The sequence below is a fragment of the Streptomyces sp. SID486 genome (assembly GCF_009865385.1).
GTDB lineage: Bacteria > Actinomycetota > Actinomycetes > Streptomycetales > Streptomycetaceae > Streptomyces.
In genome coordinates this window covers 1-26,011 of sequence record NZ_WWJT01000218.1, presented here as the reverse complement: position 1 = coordinate 26,011, position 26,011 = coordinate 1, and the positions used below count along the sequence as shown (strand labels likewise).

The following is a 26,011-nucleotide window of genomic DNA, read 5'->3' as shown; positions in this document are numbered from 1 at the left end:
ACGTCGGGCGCGCCGATCTGCAGCGGCATGATCCAGTTCGCGAAGCCGGCGAACAGCGGCGTCGCGAACATCAGCAGCATGATCGTGCCGTGCATCGTGAACGCCTGGTTGAACTGCTCGTTCGACATGAACTGCAGTCCCGGCCGGGCCAGCTCGGCCCGCATCAGCAGCGCCATGACGCCACCGATCAGGAAGAACGCGAACGACGTACAGAGGTACATCGTCCCGATCGTCTTGTGGTCGGTGGTCGTCATCCACTTCACCACGACATTGCCGGGCTGCTTGCGCCTGACCGGCAGCTCGTCCGCGTACGAGCCTTCAGCTGCCGCGGCACCCTGGGGTTCGTTGAGGATGCTCACAGGTTGTTCGTCTCCCGGTTCTTCTCGTGGCTCGTCTGCGCGATGCCGGCGGGAATGTAACCGGTCTGCCCCTTCTTGGCGAGGTCCTTGAGGTGCTGCTCGTAACGCTCGGGGGAGACCACCTTCACGTTGAACAGCATCCGGGAGTGGTCGACGCCGCAGAGCTCGGCGCACTTGCCGAGGAAGGTGCCCTCCTTGTTGGGGGTCACCTGGAAGGCATTGGTGTGGCCCGGGATGACGTCCTGCTTCATGAGGAACGGCACCACCCAGAAGGAGTGGATGACGTCACGCGAGGTCAGGACGAAGCGGACCGTCTTGCCCTTGGGGAGCCAGAGCGTCGGACCGGGGTTCTTCGTCTGCGGGTTCCGCGTGCCGGGCGTGCCGACGTCGTAGACCCCGCCGGCGTTCGCCGGGAATTCCTTCTTGAACCGGTCCGGAATGGCGTCCAGGTTCTTGTCGGTCTTCGCGTCACCGGTGGAACCGGGGACGTTCTCGACGTAGTTGAAGCCCCAGCTCCACTGGAAGCCGACCACGTTGACCGTGACGTCCGGCTTCTTGTCGGTGAGGCTGAGGAGCTTCGACTCGTCCCGGGCCGTGAAGTAGAAGAGCACCGAGATGATGATGATCGGGACCACCGTGTACAGGGCCTCGATCGGCATGTTGTACCGGGTCTGCGTAGGGACCTCGACCTTGGTGCGGCTGCGCCGGTGGAAGAGGGCACTCCACAGGATCAGGCCCCACACCAGCACGCCGACGGCGAGCGCGGCAGCCCAGGAGCCCTGCCACAGGGAGAGGATCCGCGGAGCCTCTTCCGTGGTCGGGGTGGGCATGCCAAGGCGGGGGAAGTCCTTGTATGTGCAACCGGTTGCGGTCGCCAGGACCAGGCCCGCGGTCAGTGCCTGCAGCAGCTTCCGCCGCATCGGGCGCCGCGGCGAGCGGTCGGAGCCGTTGGGACTCACGTAGCGCCTTCCCGAGAGTCTCGCCCGCGCGGTCGGCTGCGGCCTTCTCGCTGGTAGGTCGCCGCCCTGCGTCGGGCAGGGGTTTGGATGTTTATGCGGACCAAACCCTAGCCGACGCCCTCCGGGGGTTCGCGGGGAGGGGGGCATACGCGCTACGGGTCACCCGAAAGCGCCCAGCGGCACGGGTGGATTCGGGGCGTTTGCGGCCACGGGGTGCCCGTGGAGGCCGCGCGATTCCCCCCGCCCGCGCCCGCTTGCCGAAGCTTTAACGTAGCCCTGTGTCCTACTTCGACGCCGCTTCCGCCGCCCCTCTGCACCCCGTGGCCCGTCAGGCCCTGTTGGCCTCCCTGGACGAGGGGTGGGCCGATCCCGCCCGGCTCTACCGGGAGGGGCGCAAGGCGCGGTTGCTGCTGGACGCCGCGCGGGAGGCGGCGGCCGAGGCGGTCGGCTGCCGGCCCGACGAGCTGGTGTTCACCGCCTCGGGGACCCGGGCCGTACACACCGGGATCGAGGGGGCGTTGGCGGGCCGGCGCCGGGCCGGACGCCACCTGATCGTGTCTGCGGTCGAACACTCCTCCGTGCTTCATTCGGCGGAGGTGTTCGAGGCCGCCGGCGGAACGGTCACCCATGTGGCCGTCGACCGGACGGGGTCCGTCACTCCTTCGGCGTACGCGGCCGCGCTCCGCCCGGACACCGCCCTGGCGTGCCTGCAGTCGGCCAACCACGAGGTCGGCACCGAGCAGCCCGTGGCGGAGGTGGCCGAGGTGTGCCGGGCGGCCGGGGTGCCGCTGCTGGTGGACGCGGCGCAGTCGCTGGGCTGGGGGCCGGTCGGGGGTGACTGGTCGCTGCTGGCGGCCAGCGCGCACAAGTGGGGCGGGCCGTCCGGCGTCGGGCTGCTCGTCGTACGCAAGGGGGTGCGGTTCGCCGCCCAAGGGCCGGTGGACGAGAGGGAGTCGGGCCGGGCGCCCGGTTTCGAGAACATCCCGGCGATCGTGGCCGCGGTGGCCTCGCTGCGCGCGGTGCGGGCCGGGGCGGCCCAGGAGGCGGTACGGCTGCGGGAGCTGACGGAGCGGATCCGGGTGCGGGTGCCCGAGCTGGTGCCGGACGTGGAGGTGGTGGGCGACGCCGGGCGCCGGCTGCCCGGGATCGTCACCTTCTCCTGCCTCTACGCCGACGGTGAGGCACTGCTGCACGAGCTGGACCGGGCGGGCTTCTCGGTCTCCTCCGGCTCGTCCTGCACGAGCAGCACGCTGACGCCCAGCCATGTGCTGAAGGCGATGGGGGTGCTCAGCGAGGGCAACATCCGGGTGTCCCTGCCGCCGGGCGTGGCGGAGGCGGACGTGGAGCGGTTCCTGGACGTGCTGCCGGGTGCCGTGGCCGGCGTACGGGAGAAGCTGGGGGCGCCCGCGCCGGCCGTCCGGGCGCACTCGGAGGAACTGGTCGTCGACTCCCTGGGCAAGCGGTGCCCGATCCCGGTCATCGAGCTGGCCAAGGTCATCGGGAACGTGCCGGCGGGCGGCACGGTCCGCGTCCTGTCGGACGACGAGGCCGCCCGGCTGGACATCCCGGCCTGGTGCGAGATGCGAGGCCAGCGCTACCTGGGAGAGGAACCGGCCGAACGCGGCACGGCCTACCTGGTGCAGCGCCTGAGCTGAGCCCCGGGAGGGAGGTGCGCCAGGTGCACCGGGCCTGAACCGAGCCCCCGAGGGCCCGCGGAGGTACGGCTCCGCGGGCCCCCAGGGACCTGCAAAGGTGCGCCGCCGGAACCGGGCCGGCCGACGGTCCGTGCCCCGGGGGGCCGGCGCCGGTCGGCGGCCGGTGGTCGTGCCGGGGGCTGCCGGGTCAGCGCAGGTGCGTACGGACCTCCTCCGCGGCCGACTCCCCGTACGCCTTGGTGAAGCGCTCCATGAAGTGCCCGCGCCGCAGCTGGTACTCCTGCGTGCCGACCGTCTCGATGACGAGCGTCGCCAGCATGCAGCCGACCTGTGCGGCACGCTCCAGGGAGACGCCCCACGCCAGCCCCGACAGGAAGCCCGCGCGGAAGGCGTCGCCGACACCCGTGGGGTCTGCCTTGCGCTCCTCCTCCGCGCAGCCGACCTCGATCGGGTCCTCGCCGGCCCGCTCGATGCGCACGCCGCGTGAGCCGAGCGTGGTGACGCGGTGGCCGACCTTGGACAGGATCTCCGCGTCGCTCCAGCCGGTCTTGGACTCGATGAGGCCCTTCTCGTACTCGTTGGAGAACAGGTAGGTCGCGCCGTCGAGCAGTATGCGGATCTCGTCGCCCCCCATGCGGGCGATCTGCTGGGAGAAGTCGGCCGCGAAGGGGATGCCGCGCGAACGGCACTCCTCCGTGTGGCGGAGCATGGCCTCCGGGTCGTCGGCGCCGATCAGGACCAGGTCGAGGCCGCCCACCCGGTCGGCGACGGTCTTCAGCTCGATCTGGCGGGCCTCGCTCATCGCGCCCGTGTAGAAGGAGCCGATCTGGTTGTGGTCGGCGTCGGTGGTGCACACGAAGCGGGCGGTGTGCAGGGTCTCGGAGATGCGGACCGACTCGGTGTCCACACCGTGCCGGTCGAGCCAGGCGCGGTACTCGTCGAAATCGAACCCGGCGGCGCCGACCAGGATCGGCCCGGTGCCGAGCTGTCCCATGCCGAAGGCGATGTTGGCGCCGACGCCGCCGCGGCGGACGTCGAGGTTGTCGACCAGGAAGGAGAGCGAAACCGTGTGCAGCTGCTCCGCGACGAACTGGTCGGCGAAACGGCCGGGGAAGGTCATGAGGTGGTCAGTGGCGATGGAGCCGGTGACTGCGATGCGCACGACGGGGAATCTCCTGCGGGAGGCTGGATTGACAGTTCACGCTACCCGGTCGGAAGCCGCCGCAGAAGCTGGCAAAACTACCCGATAGTAGATCTTTCTTCGCAGCCCGTGCCGTGCCTACGGTTCGGTCATGACGAACCTCAAGGCCACCCCCTCCACCCCGGCCGAGCCCGACGGCGGCCTCGCCTCCCTGCGCGGTGACTGCGCCCGGATGGTCCCGCACTGGGCGGTCCCCGAACACGCCGCGGCCCGGCCGGTGTCCCCGTCCCGGATCCACGGGGTGAAGGTGCCGGCGCGGTCGGCCCGGCTGCTGGACGCGATGTCCGACTACGGCGACTGACCCGCGGGGCGCGTTCCAGGGAACCGTGCGCTCCCCTCCCGCGTCCCATCGGCGTCTCCCGCGCAGGGGGTGCGGGACACGAGTCGGCGAGGAGCGATGCGGTGAACACCGAGCGGCCTGAGAACTCCGGGAACGCGGAGGTTCCGGAGGCATCCGAAGAGCGTACGGCCACGGACGCGGGCGGCGGCCGGACCGCACGGCGGCGGTCGCACGTCGTCGTCGGGTCCGTGGCCGCCGCCGTTCTGCTGGTCGGCGGCGCCGGCGCCTACGTGGCCGCGAACAGCGGCTCGGGCGGCGGCAGCGGCAGCGGCGGCCCGGCCGCGTCCGGCGGGGGCACCACTCCCCCGGCGCTGGTGCTGGACGGCTGGGCGGGCGACGGCACCGGCGGTGTCGCGCCGGGCGAGCCGGACCCCTACGGCACCCGGTACGTGGCGCGGGGCGAGCTGCCGGACGGCCCCGGCTCGGCGGCGGTGTACGAGCCGGCGCCCGAGGTGGGCCGGGAGCAGGTGGCCCGGCTGGCGAGGGCGCTCGGCCTGGACGGGGCGCCGGTGGCCCAGGGCCGCACCTGGCGGGTCGGCGGCAAGGACGCCTTCGGGCCGCGCCTGCTGGTGAGCCGGGACGCGCCGGGCAGCTGGACCTACAGCCGGTACGCGCCCGGCACCGACGACTGCCGCAAGGTGACCGTCTGCGCGCAGGATCCCGGCGCCCCGGCCGGCGCCCCGGTCAGCGTGGCCGACGCCGAGCGCGCGGCGGCACCGGTGCTGGCGGCGGCTGGGCTGGGCGGCGCGAAGACCGACGCGAGCCAGGTCATGGGCGCCCAGCGGGTGGTCGACGCGGATCCGGTGGTGGGCAAACTGCCCACCTACGGCTGGACGACCGGCCTGACCGTCGGCCGCGGGGGTGAACTGGTCGGCGGCCACGGGCTGCTGAGCGCGCCGGTGAAGAGCGACACCTACCCCGTGCTGGGCGCGGCGAAGACGCTGGCGCTGCTGAACGGGCACGGGACGGCGCGGGACGGCCACCGGATGGGGATCGGCGGGTGCGCGAGCCCGGTGCCGCTGAAGGACCGGCTGGAGCAGCCGTGCGGCGCGGCCACGGGGGTGCCGAAGACGACGCCGGAGCCGGCCGGGAACACGGTCACGGTCGAGAAGGCGGTGTTCGGACTGGCCGCGCACGCCGTCGGCGGACGGCAGACGCTGGTGCCGTCCTGGCTGTTCCGGGTGCGGGGGCCCGCCTCGGGCGGCGACTTCACGGTGACGTATCCGGCCGTCGACCCGGCGTACCTGTCCTCGGCGTCCGCGCCCGCGGCGCCCCCGGCGTCCGCACCCTCGACGTCCACGCCCTCGGCGCCGACGGCCTCCGGGTCGCCCGAGGGGAGCCGGGGTGTGCAGGTGATGTCGTACACGGCCGAGGGGCGGACGCTGAACCTGAGCTTCTCCGGCGGGGTGTGCGCCGACTACCGGACCTCGGCGCGGGAGAGCGGCGGCCGGGTGACCGTGGCGGTCACCGAGACGCCCTGGCCGGACCAGGTGTGTGTGCTGATGGCCAGGCAGTTCGTGAAGACCGTACGGCTGGACGCGCCGCTGGACGGGCGGCCGGTGGTCGGAACGGACGGCGAGGCGGTGCCGAAGGCGAAGCCGGGCTCGCTCAGGCCGGACGCGTCGGCACAGCCGCGCTGAGCCGTGGGACGGCCGGGCCGGGCCCGCCCGTGACGGACGGAAGGCGCCGGCCCCCATGCGGGGGCCGCCGCCTTCCGTCGAGCTGTCGAACCGTCGGGCCGCCGGACGCTCGGTCCGCCGGCCGAGCCGGTCAGCTGAAGGAGTCGCCGCAGGCGCAGGAGCCGGTCGCGTTCGGGTTGTCGATCGTGAAGCCCTGCTTCTCGATCGTGTCCACGAAGTCGACGGTGGCGCCGCCGAGGTAGGGGGCGCTCATGCGGTCCGTGACGACCTTGACCCCGCCGAAGTCCTTCACGACGTCGCCGTCGAGCGAGCGCTCGTCGAAGAAGAGCTGGTAGCGCAGGCCGGAGCAGCCGCCGGGCTGGACGGCGACGCGCAGCGCGAGGTCGTCACGGCCTTCCTGGTCGAGCAGGGCCTTCACCTTGGCCGCGGCGGCGTCGGTCAGGATGATGCCGTCGGTGACGGTGGTGGTCTCGTCCGATACGGACATCTACATCTCTCCCGGGTTGTACGGAGACTGCTTGCCGACGAGTGCAACCGGCGTTTCCGCGGATTCATTCCGGGCCGGGCATTCGCGTTGTCGCGTTTTTCTTCCTTCCTCATGCTCGCACATGCCCCGTCGGGCGGACAGCGACCGGGGACGGAGCACGGGCGGGATTCACGTCACATAGACGTTATGGCCATCGTCAAAGTGACGTGAAGCGGTTATGATAGATAGCGTCAGTTAGACGAAAAGTAGAAAGGGTGCGTGTCGTGACCACCGCCCAGACCCCGGAGCTCGACGTACAGCCGAGCCCGCTCGCCCTGCTGCTGCTCGGCCGCGAGGCCGACCCGAAGAGCGAGCGGGGCGTCGAATGCCCCGGTGACCTGCCGTCGCCGTCCGACCCCGACCTAGTGGAGCGCGCCCGCGCGGCCAAGGAGAAGCTCGGTGACAAGGTCTTCGTGCTCGGCCACCACTACCAGCGCGACGAGGTCATCCAGTTCGCCGACGTCACGGGCGACTCCTTCAAGCTGGCCCGGGACGCGGCCGCCCGCCCGGAGGCCGAGTACATCGTCTTCTGCGGTGTGCACTTCATGGCCGAGTCCGCGGACATCCTGACGTCCGACGACCAGAAGGTCGTCCTGCCCGACCTCGCCGCCGGCTGCTCCATGGCCGACATGGCGACCGCCGAACAGGTCGCCGAGTGCTGGGACGTGCTGACCGAGGCGGGCATCGCCGAGCAGGTGGTGCCGGTGTCGTACATGAACTCCTCGGCCGACATCAAGGCGTTCACCGGCAAGCACGGCGGCACGATCTGCACCTCCTCCAACGCCAAGCGGGCGCTGGACTGGGCCTTCGCGCAGGGGGAGCCCTCGACGACCAAGGTCCTGTTCCTGCCCGACCAGCACCTGGGCCGCAACACCGCCGTACGGGACATGGGGATGTCCCTGGACGACTGCGTGGTCTACAACCCGCACAAGCCGAACGGCGGTCTCACCGCGGACGAGCTGCGCGCCGCGAAGATGATCCTGTGGCGCGGCCACTGCTCGGTCCACGGCCGGTTCAGCCTGGAGTCGGTGAACGACGTCCGCGCCCGCATCCCGGGCGTGAACGTCCTGGTCCACCCCGAGTGCCGGCACGAGGTCGTGGCCGCCGCGGACCACGTCGGCTCGACCGAGTACATCATCAAGGCCCTCGAAGCCGCCCCGGCCGGTTCCAAGTGGGCCATCGGCACCGAGCTGAACCTGGTCCGCCGCCTGGCGAACCGTTTCGCCCCCGAGGGCAAGGAGATCGTCTTCCTCGACCGTACGGTCTGCTTCTGCTCGACCATGAACCGCATCGACCTGCCCCACCTGGTCTGGGCCCTGGAGTCCCTGGCCGAGGGCAACCTGGTCAACCGCATCGAGGTCGACAAGGAGACGGAAGCGTTCGCCAAGCTGGCGCTGGAGCGGATGCTCGCGCTGCCGTAGGGCCGTGGCGCACGAGCGAGGCCCGGCTCCCCCCGCGCGGGGGGAGCCGGGCCTCGGTCGTGTCAGACGCCGGCCGGTTCCAGCACCTGCGGCTCCCGGTCCTGCTTCTTCGCCGCCCGCTTCTTCGCCCGGCGCTCCTTGCGGAGCTCCAGCATCGCGTAGAGCGTCGGGACGAGGAGCAGGGTCAGCAGGGTCGAGGTGATCAGGCCGCCGATGACGACCACGGCCAGCGGCTGGGCGATGAAGCCGCCCTCGCCGGTGACGCCCAGGGCCATCGGCAGCAGCGCGAAGACGGTCGCCAGCGCCGTCATCAGGATCGGCCGGAGCCGGTGCCGGCCGCCCTCGATCACGGCCTCCACCACGCCGTAGCCCTGGCCGCGGTACTGGTTGATCAGGTCGATCAGCACGATCGCGTTGGTCACCACGATGCCGATCAGCATCAGCATGCCGATCATCGCGGGCACGCCCATCGGGGTGCCGGTGGCGAGCAGCAGGCCGATCGCGCCCGTCGCGGCGAAGGGGATGGAGACCAGCAGGATCAGCGGCTGGGCCAGCGAACGGAAGGTCGCGACCAGCAGCATGAAGACGATCGCGATGGCCGCCAGCATGGCCAGGCCCAGGTTCTTGAACGCGTCGTCCTGGTCCGAGCTGACACCGCCGATCTCGGCCGTGGCGCCCGCGGGGAGCTTCAGGGCCTTGATCTTCGACTGGAGCTTTCCGCTGATCGCACCGGTGTTGTCACCCGTCGGCCGGGCGGTGACGGTGGCCGCGCGCTGCCCGTCGATACGGGTCATGGAGACGGGACCGTCCACCAGCCGCACCGTGGCGATGTCGCCGAGCCGCACCGGGCCGAGCCGCAGGTTCCGCAGCTGGGCGAGGGTGGTCGCGGGCCTCTCGGACGCGACGACGACATCACGCTCGGTGTCGTCGAGGATCGCCTTGGCCGCCGTGGTCCCGCGTACGGCCTGCGCCACCGCGGCGCCCAGCTTCTGGTCGTCGAACCCGGCCGCCGCCGCCCGGGAGTTCGCCCGGACGGAGATCCGCGGCACGCTCTCGGCCAGGTCGCTGCTGACGTCCGTGACGTGGTCGAGGCCGGCGACCGTGGAGCGGACCTGTTCCGCGGCCGTCTTCAGCGCCTGCGCGTCGGACGCCTTGACCACCACGCTCAGGTCCTGGCTGCCGAAACCGTCACCGGCCGACACGGTGGTCGTACCGATGCCCTTCAGCTTCTTCAGGCCGTCCTCGATGTGCCGCTGCACGTCGTCGTACGACGCCGAGTCCGCCAGCATCACCTGGTACGACGCCTGGTTGGTGTCGGTGCCGCCGCCGAAGGCCGCCATGAAGCCGGAGGAGCCGACGGTGACCTGGTAGTCCTGCACGCCGTCGGTGGAGGCCAGCAGCTTCTCGACCCTCTTCGCCTGCGCGTCGGTGGCGGACAGGCTGGTGCCGGGCCTCAGCTTCTGCTTGACGGTGAGGACCTCCTGCTCGCCCTGGTCGAAGAAGTTCGTCTTCAGCAGGCCGCCCATGCCGAACGTGACCACGAGGACGACGACCGCGATCAGCACGCTGGTGAGGCGGCGCCGGGTGGCGAAGCGCAGGACGGGCACGTACGCGCGCTGGAGGCGGCTGTTCGCCTCCTTCTCCTCGGCCTTGCGGCGGGCCTCCGCCGCGTCCTCGGGCGTGCCCTTCGGGGCGCGCAGGAACCAGTACGACAGGACCGGTACGACCGTCAGCGAGACCAGGAGGGAGGCCAGCAGGGCCGCCGTCACCGTGATGCTGAACGACCCGAACAGGGCGCCCACCATGCCGCCGACCAGCCCGATCGGCAGGAACACGGCGACCGTGGTGAGGGTGGAGGAGGTGACCGCGCCGGCCACCTCGCGCACGGCGGTGAGGATGGCCTCCTTGCGTTCCTCGCCGTAGCCGAGATGCCGCTTGATGTTCTCCAGCACCACGATCGAGTCGTCGACGACCCGGCCGATGGCGATGGTCAGCGCGCCCAGCGTGAGCATGTTGAGCGACAGGCCGCGGGTCCACAGCACGATCAGCGCGAGCACGACGGACAGCGGGATGGAGACCGCCGTGACGAGCGTGGAGCGGATCGAGGCGAGGAAGAGGAGGATCACCAGGACCGCGAAGAGCAGGCCGAGGGCGCCCTCGGTGGTCAGTCCCTTGATGGACTTGGACACGGCCGGCCCCTGGTCGCTGACGACCGTGAGCTTCGCCCCCGCGCCGAGGTCCTCGCGCAGGCCGGGCAGCTTGTCCTGGACGGCGTCGGAGATGGAGACCGCGCTGCCGTCGTGGTCCATCGTCACGTTGACGGCGAGGCTGGGCCTGCCGTCGGTGCGGGTGAGGGAGTCGGCCGGGGCCGGCCGCTCCTCGACGGTGGCCACGGCACCGAGGCGTACGGGCTTCTCCCCGCCCGCGCCGGTGACCATCAGGTCCTCGATCTGCCGCAGCGAGGTGAAGCCGCCGCCGACCTGGACGGTGCGGTTGGCGCCGTCCTCGTCGAAGGAGCCGGCCGGCACGGTCGCGCCGCCCGCCTGCAGGGCCTGGCCGAGCGCCGCCGGGGTGAGGCCCGCCCGCGCGAGCTTCGCGTCGTCGGGGGTGACGGTGACCTGCCGGTCCCGGACGCCCATGACCTGGACGCGGCCGACGCCGTCGATGTCCTTCAGGGCCGGTACGACCGTGGTGTCGAGCTGGTCGGCGAGGGCCTGCTGGTCCTTGCCGGAGGTGACGGCGAGGACGACGGTGGGCATGTCGTCGGTGGAGCCGGAGATCACCTGCGGGTCGACGTCGTCCGGGAGCTGGTTGCGGGCCCGGTTCACGGCCTGCTGGACGTCGGAGACGATCTGCTTGGTGTCGTCGTCGTAGTCGAAGGACGCCATGATCACGGCGTTGCCCTCGCTCGCGGTGGAGGTGACCCCCGTGACACCGTCGACGGCTTCGAGGTTGTCCTCGATCGGCTCGACGACCTGCTTCTCGACCACGTCGGGCGAGGCGCCCTGGTACGGCGCGATCACCGACACCATCGGCAGGTTGATGGTGGGCAGCAGCTGCTGCTTGATCTGGGGTATCGCGATCAGCCCGAAGACGAGCGCGATGAGCGACATCAGGCCGACAAGGGCCCGTTGCCGGAGGCTGAATCTCGACAGCCAGGACATGGATCAGGGTCTCTCTTCTGGGAGCGGCAGAAGCGGCGAGGACGCCGGTGAGCGCCCACCTCACCACCCTGGGCCATGCCGGACGGCCGGACCGTAGGCCCCAGGTCCCGTTCCTTATCCGGCCCCTACTCCCCGCGCAGTACACGCGGGTGGAGATCACTCCGTCCGCGGACGTACCAGGCCCGACTCGTACGCGATCACGACCAGCTGTGCCCGGTCCCGCGCCCCGAGCTTGGCCATGGCCCGGTTGACGTGCGTCTTCACCGTCAGCGGGCTGACCGCCAGGCGCTCGGCGATCTCGTCGTTGGAGTGGCCGCCGGCGACCTGGACGAGGACCTCCCGCTCCCGGCCGGTGAGCGCGCCGAGCCGCTCGGCGCGGGCCGGGTCGAGGGGGTCGCCGTCGTCGCCCCGGGCGAGGAAGCGGGCGATCAGGCCCTTCGTGGCGGCCGGTGACAGCAGGGCCTCGCCGTCCGCCGCGACCCGGATGGCGTTCAGCAGCTCCTCCGGCTCGCTGCCCTTGCCGAGGAAGCCGGAGGCACCGGCCCGCAGCGCCTGGACGACGTAGTCGTCCACCTCGAAGGTGGTCAGGATGACCACGCGGACCCGGGCGAGGTCCGGTTCCGCGCTGATCAGGCGGGTGGCGGCGAGGCCGTCGGTGCCGGGCATCCGGATGTCCATGAGGACGATGTCGGGGACGTGCTCCCCGGCCAGCCGGACCGCTTCCGCGCCGTCGGACGCCTCCCCCACCACCTCCATGTCGGGCTCGGAGTCGACCAGCACCCGGAACGCGCTGCGCAGCAGCGCCTGGTCGTCGGCGAGCAGGACACGGATGGTCATACGGGCTCCCCCTGGGCCGTGGTCGTCATGACCGGCAGGATCGCATGGACGCGGAAGCCGCCGCCGTAGCGGGGCCCGGTGGTCAGGGTGCCGCCGAGCGCGGTGACCCGCTCGCGCATCCCGAGCAGCCCGTGCCCGCCGCCGGCCTCGGGCGCGCCCGGCTTCCCGGGGCCGTCGTCGAGGACGGTGACCTCCAGGTCCGGTCCGACGCGTACGACGCTCACCTCGGCCTCGGCCCCGGGGCCCGCGTGCTTCTGCACGTTGGTCAGGGCCTCCTGGACGATCCGGTAGGCGGCCAGGTCGACGGCCGCCGGGAGTTCGCCGCCCTGGTCGGCGCGGGCCACGGCCACCGGCAGGCCGGCGCTGCGGAAGGTGTCGGCCAGCTCCTGCAGGCGGCTCAGGCCGGGGGCGGGCTCGGTGGGGGCCTCCGGGTCGCCTGACTGGCGGAGCAGGCCGACCGTGGCACGCAGTTCGTTCAGCGCGCTGCGGCTGGCCTCGCGGACGTGTGCGAGGGCCTCCTTGGCCTGGTCGGGCCGCTTGTCCATGACGTGGGCCGCGACGCCGGCCTGCACGTTCACCAGGGCGATGTGGTGGGCGACGACGTCGTGCAGGTCGCGGGCGATGCGCAGCCGCTCCTCGGCGACCCGGCGGCGGGCCTCCTCCTCGCGGGTGCGTTCGGCGCGTTCCGCGCGGTCCCTGATGGCCTGGACGACCGCGCGGCGGCTGCGTACGGCGTCTCCGGCGGTGGCGCCGATGCCGGTCCAGGCGAGGACGCCGATGTTCTCCTGGGCGTACCAGGGCAGCGGGCCGGCGAGCATGGCGGCGGCCGTCAGCCCGGCCATGGTGAGCAGGCCGAGCCGCCAGGTGGTGGCCCGGTCGGTGGTCGCGGCGACGGTGTACAGGGCGACGACGGCGGACATCGCGACCGGGGCGCGCGGGTCTCCGGTGACCAGCTCGATGACCGAGACGGTGCCGGTGACGGCCAGGACCGCGCGGGGCCGGCGGCGGCGCAGGACCAGTGCCGCCGCGCCGATCAGCATGAGGACGAGACTGAGGACGGCGGGGGTCCGGATCCCCCAGGTGACGCCGTGCCGGCCGCGGGGCACGACGAAGGACCCCACGACCATGCAGAGCAGCACGCCCGCCGCGACGGCCGCGTCCAGCGCCAGCGGATGGGCCCTGAGCCCGCAACGGGCACGTTCGAGAGTGCTCACGGTGTGAACAGTACGGCGCCCCCGCGGTGCCGGTCAGCCGTGCGGTCACCCGGTGCACCCCGGTACCGGACGGCCGGAACACGAACTCGCGCCACCGAGCTGTTACGCGCGGCGTCGCCCGTCCGACGTCCGTCCGTCAAGGGCCGTTGACCGGGCGTCCGCACCCTTCTCCCAGCTCTCCCAGCATCCCGCCGACGAAAGGCACCCCGTGCGCCGATTCCCGCTCTGGTCCGTCGCCGCCCTCGCGCTCGTCCCCACGGCCGGTCTCACCACGTCCGTGCAGGCCGCGTCGTACGGCACGCCGACGGTCGAACTGTCGGCCTCCTACCTGTCGGGCGCCGTCGGCAGCACCGGGGACCCCACCGTCGGGCTGACCGTCGCGCAGAGCGGCGCGGACGCCTCGGCGCTGAGGGTCACCGCCACCAGGAGCAGCAGGAGCACCGTGGCCGGCACCGCCGACGTGCGGGTCACCGGCACCGGCGGCAGCCGTACCGTCGCCGTCACCGCGCACGCCCGCGGCTACACCGACCTCACGCTGACGGTGACCGGCCTGGGCGGCAGGACGGCCACCACCACCCTGCACTACGCGGCGTCCCCGGCCGTCCAGCACGGTGCCGACGCCCGCTACCTGACGGGCGCCTCGGACGCCTCCGCCGCCGTCGACGCCGGCGGCGGCTACGTCCTCGTCGCCGACGACGAGGACAACACCCTGCGCCTGTACGACGGCGCGGTCTCCGGCGCGCCGGTGCGCAGCTGGGACCTGGACGACGCGCTCGGCGCCGACAAGGAGGTGGACATCGAGGGCGCGGCACGGGTCGGGAACACGGTCTACTGGACGGGTTCGCTGGGCAACAACAAGGACGGCGAGTACAAGGCGGACCGCGACACGGTGTTCACGACGACCGTCTCCGGGTCGGGCGCCGCCACCCAGCTGGCCTTCGGCACGGCCGGGCACCGGCTGCGTGAGGACCTGGTGGCCTGGGACGAGGCGAACGGCGGCCGGTACGGCTTCGCCGACGCGACCGCCGACGGGCAGACACCGAAGCAGGCCGACGGCTTCAACGTGGAGGGGCTGGAGTTCGCCCCCGGTTCCACCACCACCGCCTACGTCGGCTTCCGCGCCCCGCTGGTGCCGCCGCAGAACGGCGGGAAGGCGCTGATCGTGCCGGTGACGAACATGGACCAGGTGGCACGCGGGACGAAGGCGGCGTTCGGCACGCCGGTCGAGCTGGACCTCGGCGGGCTCTCCATACGGGACCTGCGCCGCAACGCGCAGGGGCAGTACCTGATCCTGGCCGGGTCCTGGGCGGCCGAGGACAACAGCGCCCCGTACGCCCTGTACTCCTGGGACGGGGTCGCCGGACACCAGCCCGTGAAGGTGCTGGACCTGCCGACGGCGGACGCGGGCGGCTGGGAGTCCGTGGTGTCCGTGCCCGACCTGGCCGCCGCCGGCGCCCGGGTGCAGCTGGTGACCGACGACGGTGCCGCCGACCTCTACGGCGACGGCACCGAGGCGAAGGATCTCGCGCACCCGGAGTGGCAGAAGTCCCGCAGCACCTGGTTCACCGTGGGCTGACCGGCTGAGCGGCCGGCCGCTCAGCCCGGGATCAGGCCGTCGTCGCTGAGCAGTGCCCGGACCTCGTCCAGCGTCGCGTCGGGCGACGGCAGGATCAGGTCGGAGGGTTCCAGGGAGTCGTCGGGAAGCGGGCCGCCGAGCCGGCGGACGGCGTCCAGGAGAGCGGTGAGCGTGCGGCGGAAGCCCTCGCCGTCGCCGCTCTCCATCTCGGCCAGCAGTTCGTCGTCCAGCTGGTTCAGCTCGGCGAGGTGGACGTCGTCCAGCCTCACCTGGCCCTCCCCCATGATCCGTACGATCACGTCGGCCTCCTCGGCTCGGGCCCCGGCGCCGGGCTACTGCTTGTCGAAGCGCGGGGTGTCCTGCGGCTGCTGCTGGGACTGCCCCTGACCGGTGCCGCCCTCGATGGCCTGCTGCGGGGAGCCCCCGGCCAGCTCGGCCTTCATGCGCTGCAGTTCCAGCTCTACATCCGTACCACCGCTGAGCCGGTCCAGCTCGGCCTGGATGTCGTCCTTGGCCATGCCGGACTGGTCGTCGAGGGCACCGGAGGCGAGCAGTTCGTCGATGGCGCCGGCCCGCGCCTGGAGCTGGGCGGTCTTGTCCTCGGCGCGCTGGATGGCGAGGCCGACGTCGCCCATCTCCTCCGAGATGCCGGAGAACGCCTCGCCGATGCGGGTCTGGGCCTGGGCGGCGGTGTAGGTGGCCTTGATGGTCTCCTTCTTCGTACGGAAGGCGTCCACCTTGGCCTGCAGGCGCTGGGCCGCGAGGGTGAGCTTCTCCTCCTCGCCCTGGAGGGTCGCGTGCTGCGTCTCCAGGTCGGTGACCTGCTGCTGGAGGGCGGCGCGGCGGGACAGCGCCTCGCGGGCCAGGTCCTCGCGGCCGAGCGCGAGCGCCTTGCGGCCCTGGTCCTCCAGCTTGGAGGACTGCTGCTGGAGCTGGTTGAGCTGGAGCTCCAGGCGCTTGCGGCTGGTCGCCACGTCGGCGACGCCGCGCCGCACCTTCTGCAGCAGCTCCAGCTGCTTCTGGTAGGAGTAATCGAGGGTCTCGCGCGGGTCCTCGGCCCGGTCAAGGGCCTTGTTCGCCTTCGCGCGGAAGATCATCCCCATACGCTTCATGACACCGCTCATGGGCTTCGCGCGCCCCCTTCTGACGGACTCCGGCTCACAGATCCTGCGACAGGACCCACAGTACGGGCCCTGCCTCCATTACCGCACTGTTCGGGGGGTGATGCGCTCATCCCCGAGGACGACTGCGGCCCGTACCGCTCCGGCGTGAGGAGTAGGTGATCCCACCGAAGCCTCTGTGTGTCCCCTTCTGTCCCCTCTGGAGACGCCCGGCGTTGCCGGATCGTTCCCGACCGGGCTGGGGTCCACCCGGGTGCAGCCCGTACCCTTGGGTTTTGTGTTCCGTAGCCGTGCCAAGGAAGAGAAGGCCCCGACCGCCGACAAGGCGCCGGTGACCCTCTCCAAGCAGACCCGTGACCCGCAGGCCCCCAAGGGTCGGCCCACGCCCAAGCGCAGTGAGGCCCAGTCCCAGCGCCGCAGCGTCGCCAGCACCCCGACGAACCGCAAGGAGGCCGCGAAGCGCCAGCGCGAGGACCGGCGGCAGGCCCTGGAGCGCCAGCGCCAGGCGCTGGCCAGCGGCGACGAGCGCTACCTCCCGGCCCGGGACAAGGGCCCGGTCCGCAAGTTCGCCCGGAACTGGACGGACTCCCGCTTCAACGTGGCGGAGTTCTTCCTGCCGCTCGCCGTCGTGATCCTCGTGCTCAGCGTGGTGCGGGTGCCGTCGATCCAGAGCATCGCGCTGCTGCTGTGGCTGATCGTGATCGTGCTGATCGTGCTGGACGCGGCGGTCAGCGGCTTCCGGCTGAAGAAGCGGCTCAAGGAGCGCTTCCCGAACGAGAACACGCGCGGCGCGGTCGCCTACGCCCTGATGCGGTCGCTGCAGATGCGCCGGCTCCGGCTGCCCAAGCCGCAGGTCAAGCGCGGAGAGCGGCCCTGAGCGCTGACGCTTTCACCGGGGGTGCGGCCGCTGCCTGGCTGAACGGGCTGGGCGGCCTGCGCGATGTCGTGCGCCAGGAGCTGGTGGCCCGGCAGCTGGACGAACAGATATCCGGGCGGTTCCCGGTCGGGCAGCGGCTGCGGGTGCTCGACGTCGGCATGGGCCAGGGCACGCAGGCGCTGCGGCTGGCCCGGCTCGGCCACCAGGTGACCGGGGTCGAGCAGGACACGAGGATGATCGCCGCCGCCCGGGAGGCCGTGACCCGGGAGCCGGAGGGGATCCGCGAGCGGGTCCGGCTGGTGCAGGGCGACGGGCGGGACACCGGTGTGCACTTCCTGCCGGGCAGCTTCGACGTCGTGCTGTGCCACGGCGTGCTGATGTACGTCGAGGAACCCGACCCGCTGGTGGCGGGCCTGGCCCGGGTGCTGGCCCCCGGCGGTCTGCTCTCCCTGCTCGTCCGCAACGGCGACGCGCTCGCCATGCGGCCGGGCCTGTCCGGCGACTGGGCGGGTGCCCTGGCCGCCTTCGACACCACGGCCTACACGAACCGGCTCGGCCTGGACGTGCGGGCCGACCGTCTCACGTCCCTCGCCGCCACCCTCGACGGCATCGCCGCCCCGCTGCACGCCTGGTACGGCGTGCGGGTCTTCACGGACACGGCGGCGGACGGCGCGCCGGTCCCGGAGGACCTGGAGACGCTGCTGGCGGCCGAGGAGCGGGCCGGGCGCACGGACCCCTACCGAGGGGTGGCGGCGCTGCTGCATCTGTGCGGGGTACGCGGCTGAGCCCGTTCGGGGCAACAGCACGGGCCGGGTGATCATCGCGCGGTGAGACTCGGGGCATGGACGCTTCCCGTACCCGTGCGTATGCCCTCCGGGCGACCGTCTGCGCCGCCGCGCTGGTGATCGGCGCGGCCCTCGTCGCGGGCTGCTCCGCCCCCCTGGCCCCGGCCGGGCGGGACACCCCGGCGACCGCGCGGGCGGCGGCGATGGCCGCCGACGACCTGCAGAGCCGGTACCAGCGGGTCATCAAGGAGGTGCTGCCGTCGGTCGTGCAGATCCAGGCGAGTCACGACCTGGGGTCCGGGGTGGTGTACGACGACCGGGGGCACATCGTCACGAACGCGCACGTGATCGGCGCGGAGAAGACCTTCCAGGTGACCACGGCCAACGACGAGGAGCCGCTCACCGCGAGCCTGGTCTACTCCTACCCCGACCAGGACCTCGCCGTGATCAAGCTGGACAAGGTGCCGGACGGACTGAAGCCGGCGGTGTTCGGCGACTCCGAGAAGGTGGAGGTCGGCCACATCGTGCTGGCCATGGGGTCGCCGCTCGGGCTGTCGTCCAGTGTGACCCAGGGCATCGTCTCGGCGACCGGACGGACCGTCAGCGAGGGCAGCGACGGCGGCGGCACGGGCGCGACGATCGCGAACATGGTGCAGACGTCGGCCGCGATCAACCCGGGCAACAGCGGCGGCGCCCTGGTCGACCTCGACGGGCGGGTGATCGGCATCCCGACGCTGGCCGCGGCCGACCCGAGCCTCGGCGGCGGGGCGGTGCCCGGCATCGGGTTCGCGATCCCGGTGTCGATGGTGCGGACGATCGCCGACCAGATCGTCAGGGACGGCAAGGTCGTCGACTCCGGGCGGGCGGCCCTCGGCATCACCGCGCGGACGGTCGTGGACGACAGCTACCAGCCGGCCGGGGTGGCCGTGGTCACCGTCCGCGGCGGCGGCGCGGCCGCCGCGGCGGGCCTGCAAGTCGGTGACGTCATCACCAGGCTGGGCGACGAGCGCATCACCACCATCACCTCGCTGTCGGAGGCGCTGGCGGCCGCCCGGCCGGGGGCGCGGACGCGGGTGACGTACGAGCGCGACGGCTCCGGGAAGTCGGTCGAGGTGACGCTGGGCGAGCAGTGAGGAGGGAGGCCCTCCTCACGCCGCTGCCCGGCTGGGTCACGCGTCGGCGTGCAGGCTCATCGGCCCGTAGATCTCGCTGGTCTCCTCGAACAGCCGCACCTGGTCGGCTCCGCCCTCCTCCAGTGCCTTCCAGTGCTCCCCGATCCAGGACTCGGCATCCCCCTGCGTGGTGAACTCCTCGGGCTGCACGGCGGGCTGGACCTCCGTCCCGTCGGCCTTCTCGAACCGCCACGTCCATGCCGTCATGTGGGCCTCCTTCGATGCAACACCTGCTGGCAGCCTAGCCGGAAGCGCAAGAGCTGCCGGGACAGGCGAAAATCGGTCTGTGGAAATCACTCTGCTCGGTACCGGTGCCCCCGCGGGCCTGCCTCGACCCGACTGTTCCTGTGCCACCTGTGCGAGCGCGCTCGGGCCGGACGCGCGGGCGGCGACCGCGGCGCTCGTGGACGGCACGCTGCTGCTCGACCTGACGCCGGGAGCGGCGTTCGCGGCGGCGCGCGCCGGGCAGTCGCTGGGCGGGGTGCGGCAGGTGCTGCTGTCGCATCCGCACGACGGGCCGGCCGTGGAGGTGCCGGCCGGGCTGCCTCAGCCCGGCCGGGTGCCGGACGGGCGGGAGTTGGCGCTGCTGACGGGGCATCGGGTACGGGCCGTGGCGATGGACGGGGGCGGCACCGGGTACGCGGTGACCGGACCGGACGGGCAGCGGCTGCTGTACCTGCCGCCGGGCGGGGCTCCGGCCGGTCTGGAGGAGGCGACGGCGGAGTCGTACGACATGGTTCTCGTGGACGTCGTGGGGCGTCCCGACGCGCTCGCCCGGCTGCGCGCGGTCGGCTCGGTGGGGCCCACGACGGACGTCCTCGCGGTGCACCTCGGCCACGACGTGCCGCCCGGCGCGGAGTTGCGGCGCCGGCTCGCGGCGGCCGGGGCGCGGGCGGTGCCGGACGGGACGACGCTGACGGTCGGGGCGTACGAGGAGGTGCCGGACGTACCGCGCCGGACTCTGGTGCTGGGCGGGGCGCGCTCGGGCAAGTCGGTGGAGGCGGAACGGCGGCTGGCGACGTTCCCGGGTGTGCTGTACGTGGCGACGGGCGGCACGCGCGGCGGGGACACCGAGTGGGCGGCCCGGGTGGACGCGCACCGGGAGCGGCGGCCGGGGTCGTGGCGGACGAAGGAGACGACGGACCTGGTGCCGCTGCTGGCCGAGGAGGGGCCGCCGCTGCTGGTCGACTGCCTGTCGCTGTGGCTGACGGACGTGATGGACTCCGTCGGGGCGTGGGACGACGCGGAGTGGGCGGGCGGTGGCGAGAAGGCGCTGCGCGAGCGGGTGCGGGAGCTGACGCAGGCGGTGCGCCGCACCCGGCGGACCGTGGTGGCCGTCTCCAACGAGGTGGGTTCGGGGATCGTCCCGGCCACCGCCTCCGGCCGCCGCTACCGGGACGAACTGGGCCGGCTGAACGCGGCCTTCGCGGACGAGTGCGAGCAGGTGCTGCTGGTGGTGGCCGGGCAGGCGCTGCCGCTCAGGGGGTGAGGGCGGCACCGGCCGTGCCGGCGACCGCCGTCAGCGGGTGTCCTTGCGGGCCACGATCCGGTACGCGTTGGCGAACGGCGTACGGCGCAGGAGGGGCGCCAGGACACGGTCGAGGGCGTAGGCCAGGTCGAGCACCGGTGTCGCCGCCAGCTGGACGACCGGGTGGGCGTGGGCCAGGGCCAGGCAGAGGGCCGCTGACAGGTCGTGGGGGACGTGCGCGGTCGTGCGGTCGGTGAGCAGGACCGTGCAGCCCAGCGAGGCGAGTTCCGCGCACAGGTTGGCGTGCGGCACCAGGTGGAGGTGGCGCGGCTGGCCGTACGGCAGCCACCACCGGCCGAGCAGGGTGGCGAACAGGCAGCGCGGGTCGGGTACTTCGACGACCAGGTGGCCGCCGGGGCGCAGGACGGTCAGCGCGGCGCGGAGTTCGGCGCGCGGGTCGGGGGCGTGCTGCAGATGGTGGAACATGGTGACCACGTCGTAGCGGGCGCGCAGCCGGGCCGCCGTGCCGGGGGTCGTCAGACAGCCGCGGTGCGCCTCCTCCACGCGGCCCTCCAGGAGGGCCTGCTCGACCCGGGCCGTCGGGTCCAGCCCGTCGAAGCTGGTGTACGGGAAGAACTCCTTCGCCGCCTCGGGGAAGCGGGCGTGGCCCGTGCCGACGTCCAGCCAGCTCTCCGGTTCGCGCAGTGCGGACAGCCGCCAGGCGGTGGCGCGGTGCCGGCGCCGGACCGCCTCGGCGGTCTGGATGCGGGCGGCGAACTCCTCCAGCTGCCTTTCGTAGAAGTCCCGGTGGAAGAAGGCGAATCCCTCGGCGGTGAGCCGGGGGTTCTGGAAGGCGTGGGCGCATTCGCGGCACTCGTCGAGGACGAACGTGCCCGGACGGTGGCGCAGCGGATCGGGCGCGCGCAGGCGGGTGCGCAGGCTCCGGGAGCCGCACCAGGGGCAGTCCTCGCGGCGGGGCTCCTGGAAGGGGTCGTGGGGGGTGGTGATCTGCGGGGTGAGGGGCGTGGTCGGCATGGGCGGCTCCCTGTGCGACATTCCGCGGCAAAGCGGAACGTATGGGATACCGATCTGAGGTGCAAAGACGTCGTGGGTGTGTGGTGGCGATGTGGCGCCGGGGCGTTCGCCGGCGGGCGGTACTGTTCGGCGAATGAGCAGCCTTAATCTGGACGACTTCACCGATCTGATCGAGCGCCCGGACGGGGGCGTGCGCCGTGACGCCGAGGCCCGGCGCGAGCGCCAGATCGTGCCGCCCGGGGCCCTGGGCCGCCTGGACGAGCTGGGCGAATGGCTGGCCGCCGCGCGGGGCGAGGTGCCGGTGCGGCCCGTCGAGCGGCCGCGTGTGGTGCTGTTCGCCGGGGACCACGGCATCGCCGGGCTGGGCGTGTCGGCGCGGCCCGCGGGCGGCGCGGAGCAGCTGGTGCGGGCGGTCCTGGAGGGCGCGAGCCCGGTTGCCGTGCTCGGGCGCCGGCTGGAGGTGCCCGTACGGGTCGTGGACATGGCCCTGGACTGCGCGCCGGACGCCTTTCCGCAGGACGTGGTACGGCACCGGGTGCGGCGGGGCAGCGGCCGTATCGACATCGAGGACGCGCTCACCCTCGAGGAGGCCGAGGCCGCGCTGCGGGCCGGTGTCGCGGTCGCCGACGAGGAGGCCGACTCGGGGACCGATCTCGTGGTGCTCGGCGACGTCAGCGTGGGCGGGACCACGCCTGCGGCGGTGCTGATCGCCGCGCTGTGCGGTACCGACGCGTCCGTGGTGACCGGGCGCGGCGGGCTCGCGATCGACGACCTGACCTGGATGCGCAAGTGCGCGGCGGTCCGGGACGCGCTGCGCCGGGCCCGGCCGGTGCTCGGGGACCAGTTGCAGCTGCTGGCGGCCGTCGGCGGGGCGGACCTCGCGGCGATGACCGGGTTCCTGCTCCAGTGCGCGGTGCGGAAACTGCCGGTGCTGCTCGACGGGGTCGTGGCCGCCGCGTGCGCGCTGGTCGCCCAGCGGGTCGCGTTCCGGGCGCCGGACTGGTGGCTGGCCGGGCACGACAGCGGTGAGCCGGGGCAGGCGAAGGCGCTGGACCGGATGGCCCTGGAGCCGCTGCTGCAGCAGGGCGTGAAGGTGGGCGAGGGCGTGGGCGCGCTGCTGGCGCTGCCGCTCGTGCGAAGCGCCGCCGCGCTGGCAGCGGAGCTGCCGGAGACGCCGGAACCGCAGCAGACCCCGGAGCCGGAGACCGAGAAGGACCCGGAGACCGAGTAAGAGCCGGAGAGCGAATAAGAGCCGGCGCAGGAGGAGTAGTCGGCCGCGGCCGTCCGGCCACCGCCGACCCGCACCGCCGCGGCGGAGCGCCGTCGCGGCGGAGCGCCGTCGCGGCGGAGCGCCGTCGCGGCGGAAAGAGGTCACCGACAGGGGTTATGGGCCGGGCGACGGCGGCCGTCCGGACACCGCAGACCTGCACCGCCGCGGCGGAGCACCGTCGCGGCGGAAAGAGGTCACCGACAGCAGTCGTGAGCCGGGTGACGGCGGCGGACCGGCGGAGCGGGCGCGGGCGCCGTCGGCCGGGCACCGCCGGACGGGGCACCATCGGAGCACGCCGTCACCGCTGAACGCCGGGGCGGTGGGGACACATCACGCCATCGGACGGGGTACCGCCGGAGCACGCCGATACCGCTGAACGCCGTCGCGGTGAGGACACCTCAGACCGCCGGACGGGGACAGCATCGGAACACGGCGACACCGCTGAACGCCGGCGCGGTGGGGACACATCACGCCGTCGGACGGGGCACCGCCAGAACACGCCGACACCGCTGAACGCCGGCGTGGCGGGGACACATCACGCCGTCGGACGGGGTACCGCCGGAGCACGCCGTCACCGCTGAACGCCGGGGCGGTGGCACGGCTTCACTCGGTCGGTCGCGGGGGGGCTGGGTGGGGGTCGGGGCTGGTGGTGTCGTGGTGGGCGGGGCCGGGCCGACGCGTGGGGGTGTCGGCGTGGCGGTGGGGGTGGGAAAGTGTGGTTCGTCGGGGGGTGCGCCATATGATCCTGGTCCATGGGAGATGCCCGGATTGCCGTGGAGCAGCGAGTCGGGGCTGAGCGGACGGGCGGGCGGGCCGGGTGGTCCGCGGTGGTTTCCCGGAGGGCCGCCGCCTTCGCCGTCTGGTACCTGCGGACCGTCGCCTTCGTCAACTTCCTCAGCGCGGTGTGGGTCTCGCTCGGCCAGGACGTGCGCCGGCACAACCAGGACGACTTCTTCACCCCGTACCTGCTGACGGCCGGCTTCGCCTCCGGTGTGTTCACCGCCTTCCTCGCGATCACCATGCGGCGCCGCAAGCGGGCCGCGTGGATCCTCAACCTGGTGATGAGCGGGCTCTTCCTGGCCCTGTTCGCCGTCGCCATGGCGTTCCCGGAGATCCGGCGGCACGGACAGAACTGGATCTCCCTGGCGCTGACGGCCGCCTTCGTGGGCGCGCTGCTGGCCGGCCGCCGGGAGTTCTACGCCAAGGGCGACCGGTCCAACCCCCGGCTCGCGGCCACCGTGGCCGTCGGCGGCGGCCTGGCCGCGAGCCTGCTGGCCGGGCTGCTGGTGACGGCCACCGACCGGGCCCCGGACGCGGCCCGCTCGACGTTCGCGGAGCGCTGGCACTACGGCACCCTGCGACTGGTGTCGGTCGCGGCCGAGGAGTCCCACTTCCCGGGCGTCGAGCCGCCCAACTGGGCCAACGTCGTGATCAACGTGCTCAGCACGGTCCTCGTCCTCGCCGTCCTCTACGCCGCCTTCCGCTCCCGGCGGGCCGTCGACCCGCTCACCGTGGACGACGAGAAACGGCTGCGGGCGCTGCTGGAGCGGCACGGCGACCGCGACTCGCTCGGCTACTTCGCGCTGCGCCGGGAGAAGAGCGTGGTGTGGTCGCCGACCGGCAAGGCCGCCGTCGCCTACCGCGTCGTCGGCGGGGTGAGCCTGGCGTCCGGGGACCCGCTCGGCGACCCGGAGGCATGGCCGGGGGCGATCGCACCCTGGCTGGCCGAGGCACGGGCGCACGGGTGGATCCCGGCGGTGATGGGCGCGGGCGAGGAGGCCGGGACGGTGTACGCCCGGCACGGCCTGGACGCGCTGGAACTCGGGGACGAGGCGATCGTGGACGTCGTCGAGTTCACCCTGGAGGGGCGGGCGATGCGCACCGTCCGGCAGGCGTACAACCGGGTGAAGCGGGCCGGGTACGAGGTGCGCGTCCGGCGGCACGAGGACGTCCCGGCGGACCGGCTGGCGTACCTCGTCGAGCGCGCCGACGACTGGCGGGACGGCGCCACCGAGCGCGGCTTCAGCATGGCCCTCGGCAGGCTCGGCGACCCCGAGGACGGCCGGTGCGTGATGCTGGAGTGCACCGACGCCGACGGGCGGCTGCGCGCGCTGCTGTCCTTCGTGCCGTGGGGACCGCACGGGCTGTCCCTGGACCTCATGCGCCGGGACCGGGACTCCGACAACGGGCTGATGGAGTTCATGGTCATCGAACTGCTGCGGCGGGCCCACGAGATCGGGATCACGCAGGTCTCACTCAACTTCGCGATGTTCAGGTCGGTCTTCGAACGTGGCGCGCGCCTCGGCGCCGGACCGGTGCTGAGGCTGTGGCGGTCGCTGCTCAGCTTCTTCTCCCGCTGGTGGCAGATCGAGTCGCTGTACCGCGCCAACGCCAAGTACCGGCCCATCTGGGAACCGCGGTTCCTGCTCTTCGAGAAGAGCGCGGACCTGCCGCGCATCGGCCTCGCCTCGGCCCGCGCGGAAGGCTTCCTGGAGGCTCCGGGACTGCCCAAGTGGCTGCACCGCAGGCACCTGGACACGCATCGATGACCGTACGGGGATGAGGAACGCTTGATGGGAACGCTCGCCCGCTGGGCCCGCGCCGAGTGGGGACTGCTCTGCCTCACCGTGCGCGAGCCCCTGCGCAGACGGGGGCTGTCGGCGATCCCGATGACGGTCGCGGCCGTCGCCCTGACGGCCCTCCTGCAGTACGCGCAGAACCAGCCGTGGGGCTACCGGCCGATACAGGACCTGGGCGCGGTACGGGCCGCCGACCCGCTGGGGCCGGCCCTGCTGCGTACTCCCCTGTCGCTGTTCGTGCCGGCGCTGGACCTGCCGGTGTGGGGGGCGCTGGCGCAGATCCTGCTGGTGTTCGGGATCGCCGAACTGTGCCTGGGCTGGTGGCGCACCCTGGCCATCGCCTACGCCGCCACGCTCGCCGGGACCCTGTACGCGCGCTGCGGGATCGCCCTCGGCCCGCACGCCCCGTTCGGGCTGCCGTGGACCGACGCGCAGGTGGTGGACACCGGCCCGTCGGCGGCGGTGGTCGGGCTCGCGGTGTTCGTGAGCTGGCGGTACGGCGCCTATGTGACGGCGGGCGCGGTGACCGCCGCGATGGTCGTCGAGGTGCTGCTGAAGGAGAACCTGGCGGGCAAGGAGCACCTGGCCGCGCTGATGGCCGTCGGGCTGCTGTGCCTGGTGGCGGCGGTGCGGCAGCGGCACCGCGGCACCTCCGGTCCCCCGCGCCGTCAGCGGTGGTCGGGCAGGTGCGCCGGGCGGGGGTCGGGCTTGCCGCCGATCCAGTCCTGAACGGCGCGGCGCGGCCGGGCCCAGCGGCGGTCGTGCCGGTAGGCGCGCAGCGCGGCCTTGGCGCGGGCGCGGGGACGGCGGCC

The 26,011-nt window shown here is 72.9% G+C and carries 23 protein-coding genes; 12 read left to right on the top strand and 11 right to left on the bottom strand.

Translation table 11 applies throughout. The features are described from left to right. A partial coding sequence (locus GT045_RS11495) for a cbb3-type cytochrome c oxidase subunit I (RefSeq protein WP_345942614.1) occupies positions 1-359 on the bottom strand: 359 nt, incomplete at its 3' end. Next, the gene (gene coxB, locus GT045_RS11490) at positions 356-1,318 is read right to left on the bottom strand and encodes a cytochrome c oxidase subunit II (RefSeq protein WP_161289745.1); all 963 of its coding nucleotides are present in this window, start codon (positions 1,316-1,318) and stop codon (positions 356-358) included. The genes GT045_RS11495 and coxB, both read right to left, overlap by 4 nt. Positions 1,319-1,596: 278 nt before the next feature. On the opposite strand from coxB, the gene GT045_RS11485 reads away from it, so the two are divergent. Continuing rightward, the gene (locus tag GT045_RS11485) at positions 1,597-2,973 is read left to right on the top strand and encodes a cysteine desulfurase/sulfurtransferase TusA family protein (protein ID WP_161334094.1); all 1,377 of its coding nucleotides are present in this window, start codon (positions 1,597-1,599) and stop codon (positions 2,971-2,973) included. 187 nt (positions 2,974-3,160) lie between these two features. On the opposite strand, the gene GT045_RS11480 is transcribed toward GT045_RS11485, so the two are convergent. Then, positions 3,161-4,135, bottom strand: a complete 975-nt coding sequence (locus GT045_RS11480; RefSeq protein ID WP_161289751.1) for a carbohydrate kinase family protein — start codon at positions 4,133-4,135, stop codon at positions 3,161-3,163. Positions 4,136-4,265: 130 nt separating this feature from the next. On the opposite strand from GT045_RS11480, the gene GT045_RS11475 reads away from it, so the two are divergent. Then, positions 4,266-4,475: a hypothetical protein gene (locus GT045_RS11475; RefSeq protein ID WP_161289754.1), complete on the top strand. Its 210-nt coding sequence runs from the start codon at positions 4,266-4,268 to the stop codon at positions 4,473-4,475. 101 nt (positions 4,476-4,576) lie between these two features. Then, positions 4,577-6,154 carry a hypothetical protein gene (locus GT045_RS11470; protein ID WP_161334093.1) on the top strand — a complete coding sequence of 526 codons (1,578 nt, stop codon included), beginning with the start codon at positions 4,577-4,579 and terminating at the stop codon, positions 6,152-6,154. A gap of 130 nt (positions 6,155-6,284) precedes the next feature. On the opposite strand, the gene GT045_RS11465 is transcribed toward GT045_RS11470, so the two are convergent. Then, a complete protein-coding gene (locus GT045_RS11465; RefSeq protein ID WP_030340884.1) occupies positions 6,285-6,641 on the bottom strand; it encodes an iron-sulfur cluster assembly accessory protein in 357 nt (118 codons plus the stop codon). Between the two features lie 263 nt (positions 6,642-6,904). Between GT045_RS11465 and nadA the strand changes: the two genes are divergently transcribed. Next, a complete protein-coding gene (nadA, locus tag GT045_RS11460; RefSeq protein WP_161334092.1) occupies positions 6,905-8,101 on the top strand; it encodes a quinolinate synthase NadA in 1,197 nt (398 codons plus the stop codon). Positions 8,102-8,163: 62 nt separating this feature from the next. Here nadA and GT045_RS11455 read toward each other — a convergent pair whose 3' ends face one another. The 3 genes from GT045_RS11455 to GT045_RS11445 all read right to left on the bottom strand — a co-directional run bounded on the left by GT045_RS11455 (position 8,164) and on the right by GT045_RS11445 (position 13,316). Next, positions 8,164-11,265, bottom strand: a complete 3,102-nt coding sequence (locus tag GT045_RS11455; protein WP_161334091.1) for an efflux RND transporter permease subunit — start codon at positions 11,263-11,265, stop codon at positions 8,164-8,166. 156 nt (positions 11,266-11,421) lie between these two features. Beyond that, a complete protein-coding gene (locus GT045_RS11450) occupies positions 11,422-12,102 on the bottom strand; it encodes a response regulator transcription factor (RefSeq protein ID WP_161287767.1) in 681 nt (226 codons plus the stop codon). Further along, entirely contained in the window at positions 12,099-13,316 is a 1,218-nt protein-coding gene (locus GT045_RS11445) for a sensor histidine kinase (RefSeq protein WP_161287766.1), read from the bottom strand. The genes GT045_RS11450 and GT045_RS11445 overlap by 4 nt, the downstream gene beginning before the upstream one ends. 277 nt (positions 13,317-13,593) lie before the next feature. Between GT045_RS11445 and GT045_RS11440 the strand changes: the two genes are divergently transcribed. Next, positions 13,594-14,892 carry a DUF3616 domain-containing protein gene (locus GT045_RS11440; protein WP_345942615.1) on the top strand — a complete coding sequence of 433 codons (1,299 nt, stop codon included), beginning with the start codon at positions 13,594-13,596 and terminating at the stop codon, positions 14,890-14,892. A 20-nt stretch (positions 14,893-14,912) separates the two neighbouring features. Here GT045_RS11440 and GT045_RS11435 read toward each other — a convergent pair whose 3' ends face one another. Then, positions 14,913-15,191: a hypothetical protein gene (locus GT045_RS11435; protein ID WP_161287764.1), complete on the bottom strand. Its 279-nt coding sequence runs from the start codon at positions 15,189-15,191 to the stop codon at positions 14,913-14,915. A gap of 33 nt (positions 15,192-15,224) precedes the next feature. Beyond that, positions 15,225-16,016, bottom strand: coding sequence for a PspA/IM30 family protein (locus GT045_RS11430; RefSeq protein WP_161287763.1), 792 nt, complete (start codon positions 16,014-16,016; stop codon positions 15,225-15,227). 235 nt (positions 16,017-16,251) lie between these two features. On the opposite strand from GT045_RS11430, the gene GT045_RS11425 reads away from it, so the two are divergent. From GT045_RS11425 to GT045_RS11415, 3 genes are all read left to right on the top strand, one after another. Further along, positions 16,252-16,890, top strand: a complete 639-nt coding sequence (locus GT045_RS11425; RefSeq protein ID WP_202515140.1) for a DUF3043 domain-containing protein — start codon at positions 16,252-16,254, stop codon at positions 16,888-16,890. 83 nt (positions 16,891-16,973) lie between these two features. Then, a complete protein-coding gene (locus tag GT045_RS11420; protein ID WP_161287769.1) occupies positions 16,974-17,675 on the top strand; it encodes a methyltransferase domain-containing protein in 702 nt (233 codons plus the stop codon). Positions 17,676-17,731: 56 nt separating this feature from the next. Next, positions 17,732-18,808 (top strand): trypsin-like peptidase domain-containing protein, encoded by a 1,077-nt coding sequence (locus GT045_RS11415; RefSeq protein ID WP_161287761.1) that lies wholly within the window; start codon positions 17,732-17,734, stop codon positions 18,806-18,808. 36 nt (positions 18,809-18,844) lie between these two features. On the opposite strand, the gene GT045_RS11410 is transcribed toward GT045_RS11415, so the two are convergent. Then, positions 18,845-19,054, bottom strand: a complete 210-nt coding sequence (locus GT045_RS11410) for a hypothetical protein (protein ID WP_161287760.1) — start codon at positions 19,052-19,054, stop codon at positions 18,845-18,847. A 79-nt stretch (positions 19,055-19,133) separates the two neighbouring features. Here GT045_RS11410 and GT045_RS11405 point away from each other — a divergent pair, with 79 nt between their 5' ends. Further along, complete coding sequence (locus GT045_RS11405) at positions 19,134-20,336, top strand: bifunctional adenosylcobinamide kinase/adenosylcobinamide-phosphate guanylyltransferase (protein ID WP_161334089.1); 1,203 nt, start codon at positions 19,134-19,136, stop codon at positions 20,334-20,336. A 30-nt stretch (positions 20,337-20,366) separates the two neighbouring features. Here the strand turns inward: GT045_RS11405 and GT045_RS11400 are convergent, their stop codons facing one another. Then, entirely contained in the window at positions 20,367-21,350 is a 984-nt protein-coding gene (locus tag GT045_RS11400) for a class I SAM-dependent methyltransferase (RefSeq protein ID WP_161334088.1), read from the bottom strand. A 133-nt stretch (positions 21,351-21,483) separates the two neighbouring features. On the opposite strand from GT045_RS11400, the gene cobT reads away from it, so the two are divergent. The 3 genes from cobT to GT045_RS11385 all read left to right on the top strand — a co-directional run bounded on the left by cobT (position 21,484) and on the right by GT045_RS11385 (position 25,928). Next, positions 21,484-22,581 (top strand): nicotinate-nucleotide--dimethylbenzimidazole phosphoribosyltransferase, encoded by a 1,098-nt coding sequence (gene cobT / locus GT045_RS11395; RefSeq protein WP_161334087.1) that lies wholly within the window; start codon positions 21,484-21,486, stop codon positions 22,579-22,581. 791 nt (positions 22,582-23,372) lie between these two features. Then, positions 23,373-25,169: a phosphatidylglycerol lysyltransferase domain-containing protein gene (locus GT045_RS11390; protein WP_202527801.1), complete on the top strand. Its 1,797-nt coding sequence runs from the start codon at positions 23,373-23,375 to the stop codon at positions 25,167-25,169. 24 nt (positions 25,170-25,193) lie between these two features. After that, positions 25,194-25,928 carry a hypothetical protein gene (locus tag GT045_RS11385; protein ID WP_161334086.1) on the top strand — a complete coding sequence of 245 codons (735 nt, stop codon included), beginning with the start codon at positions 25,194-25,196 and terminating at the stop codon, positions 25,926-25,928. Positions 25,929-26,011 lie beyond the last annotated feature (83 nt).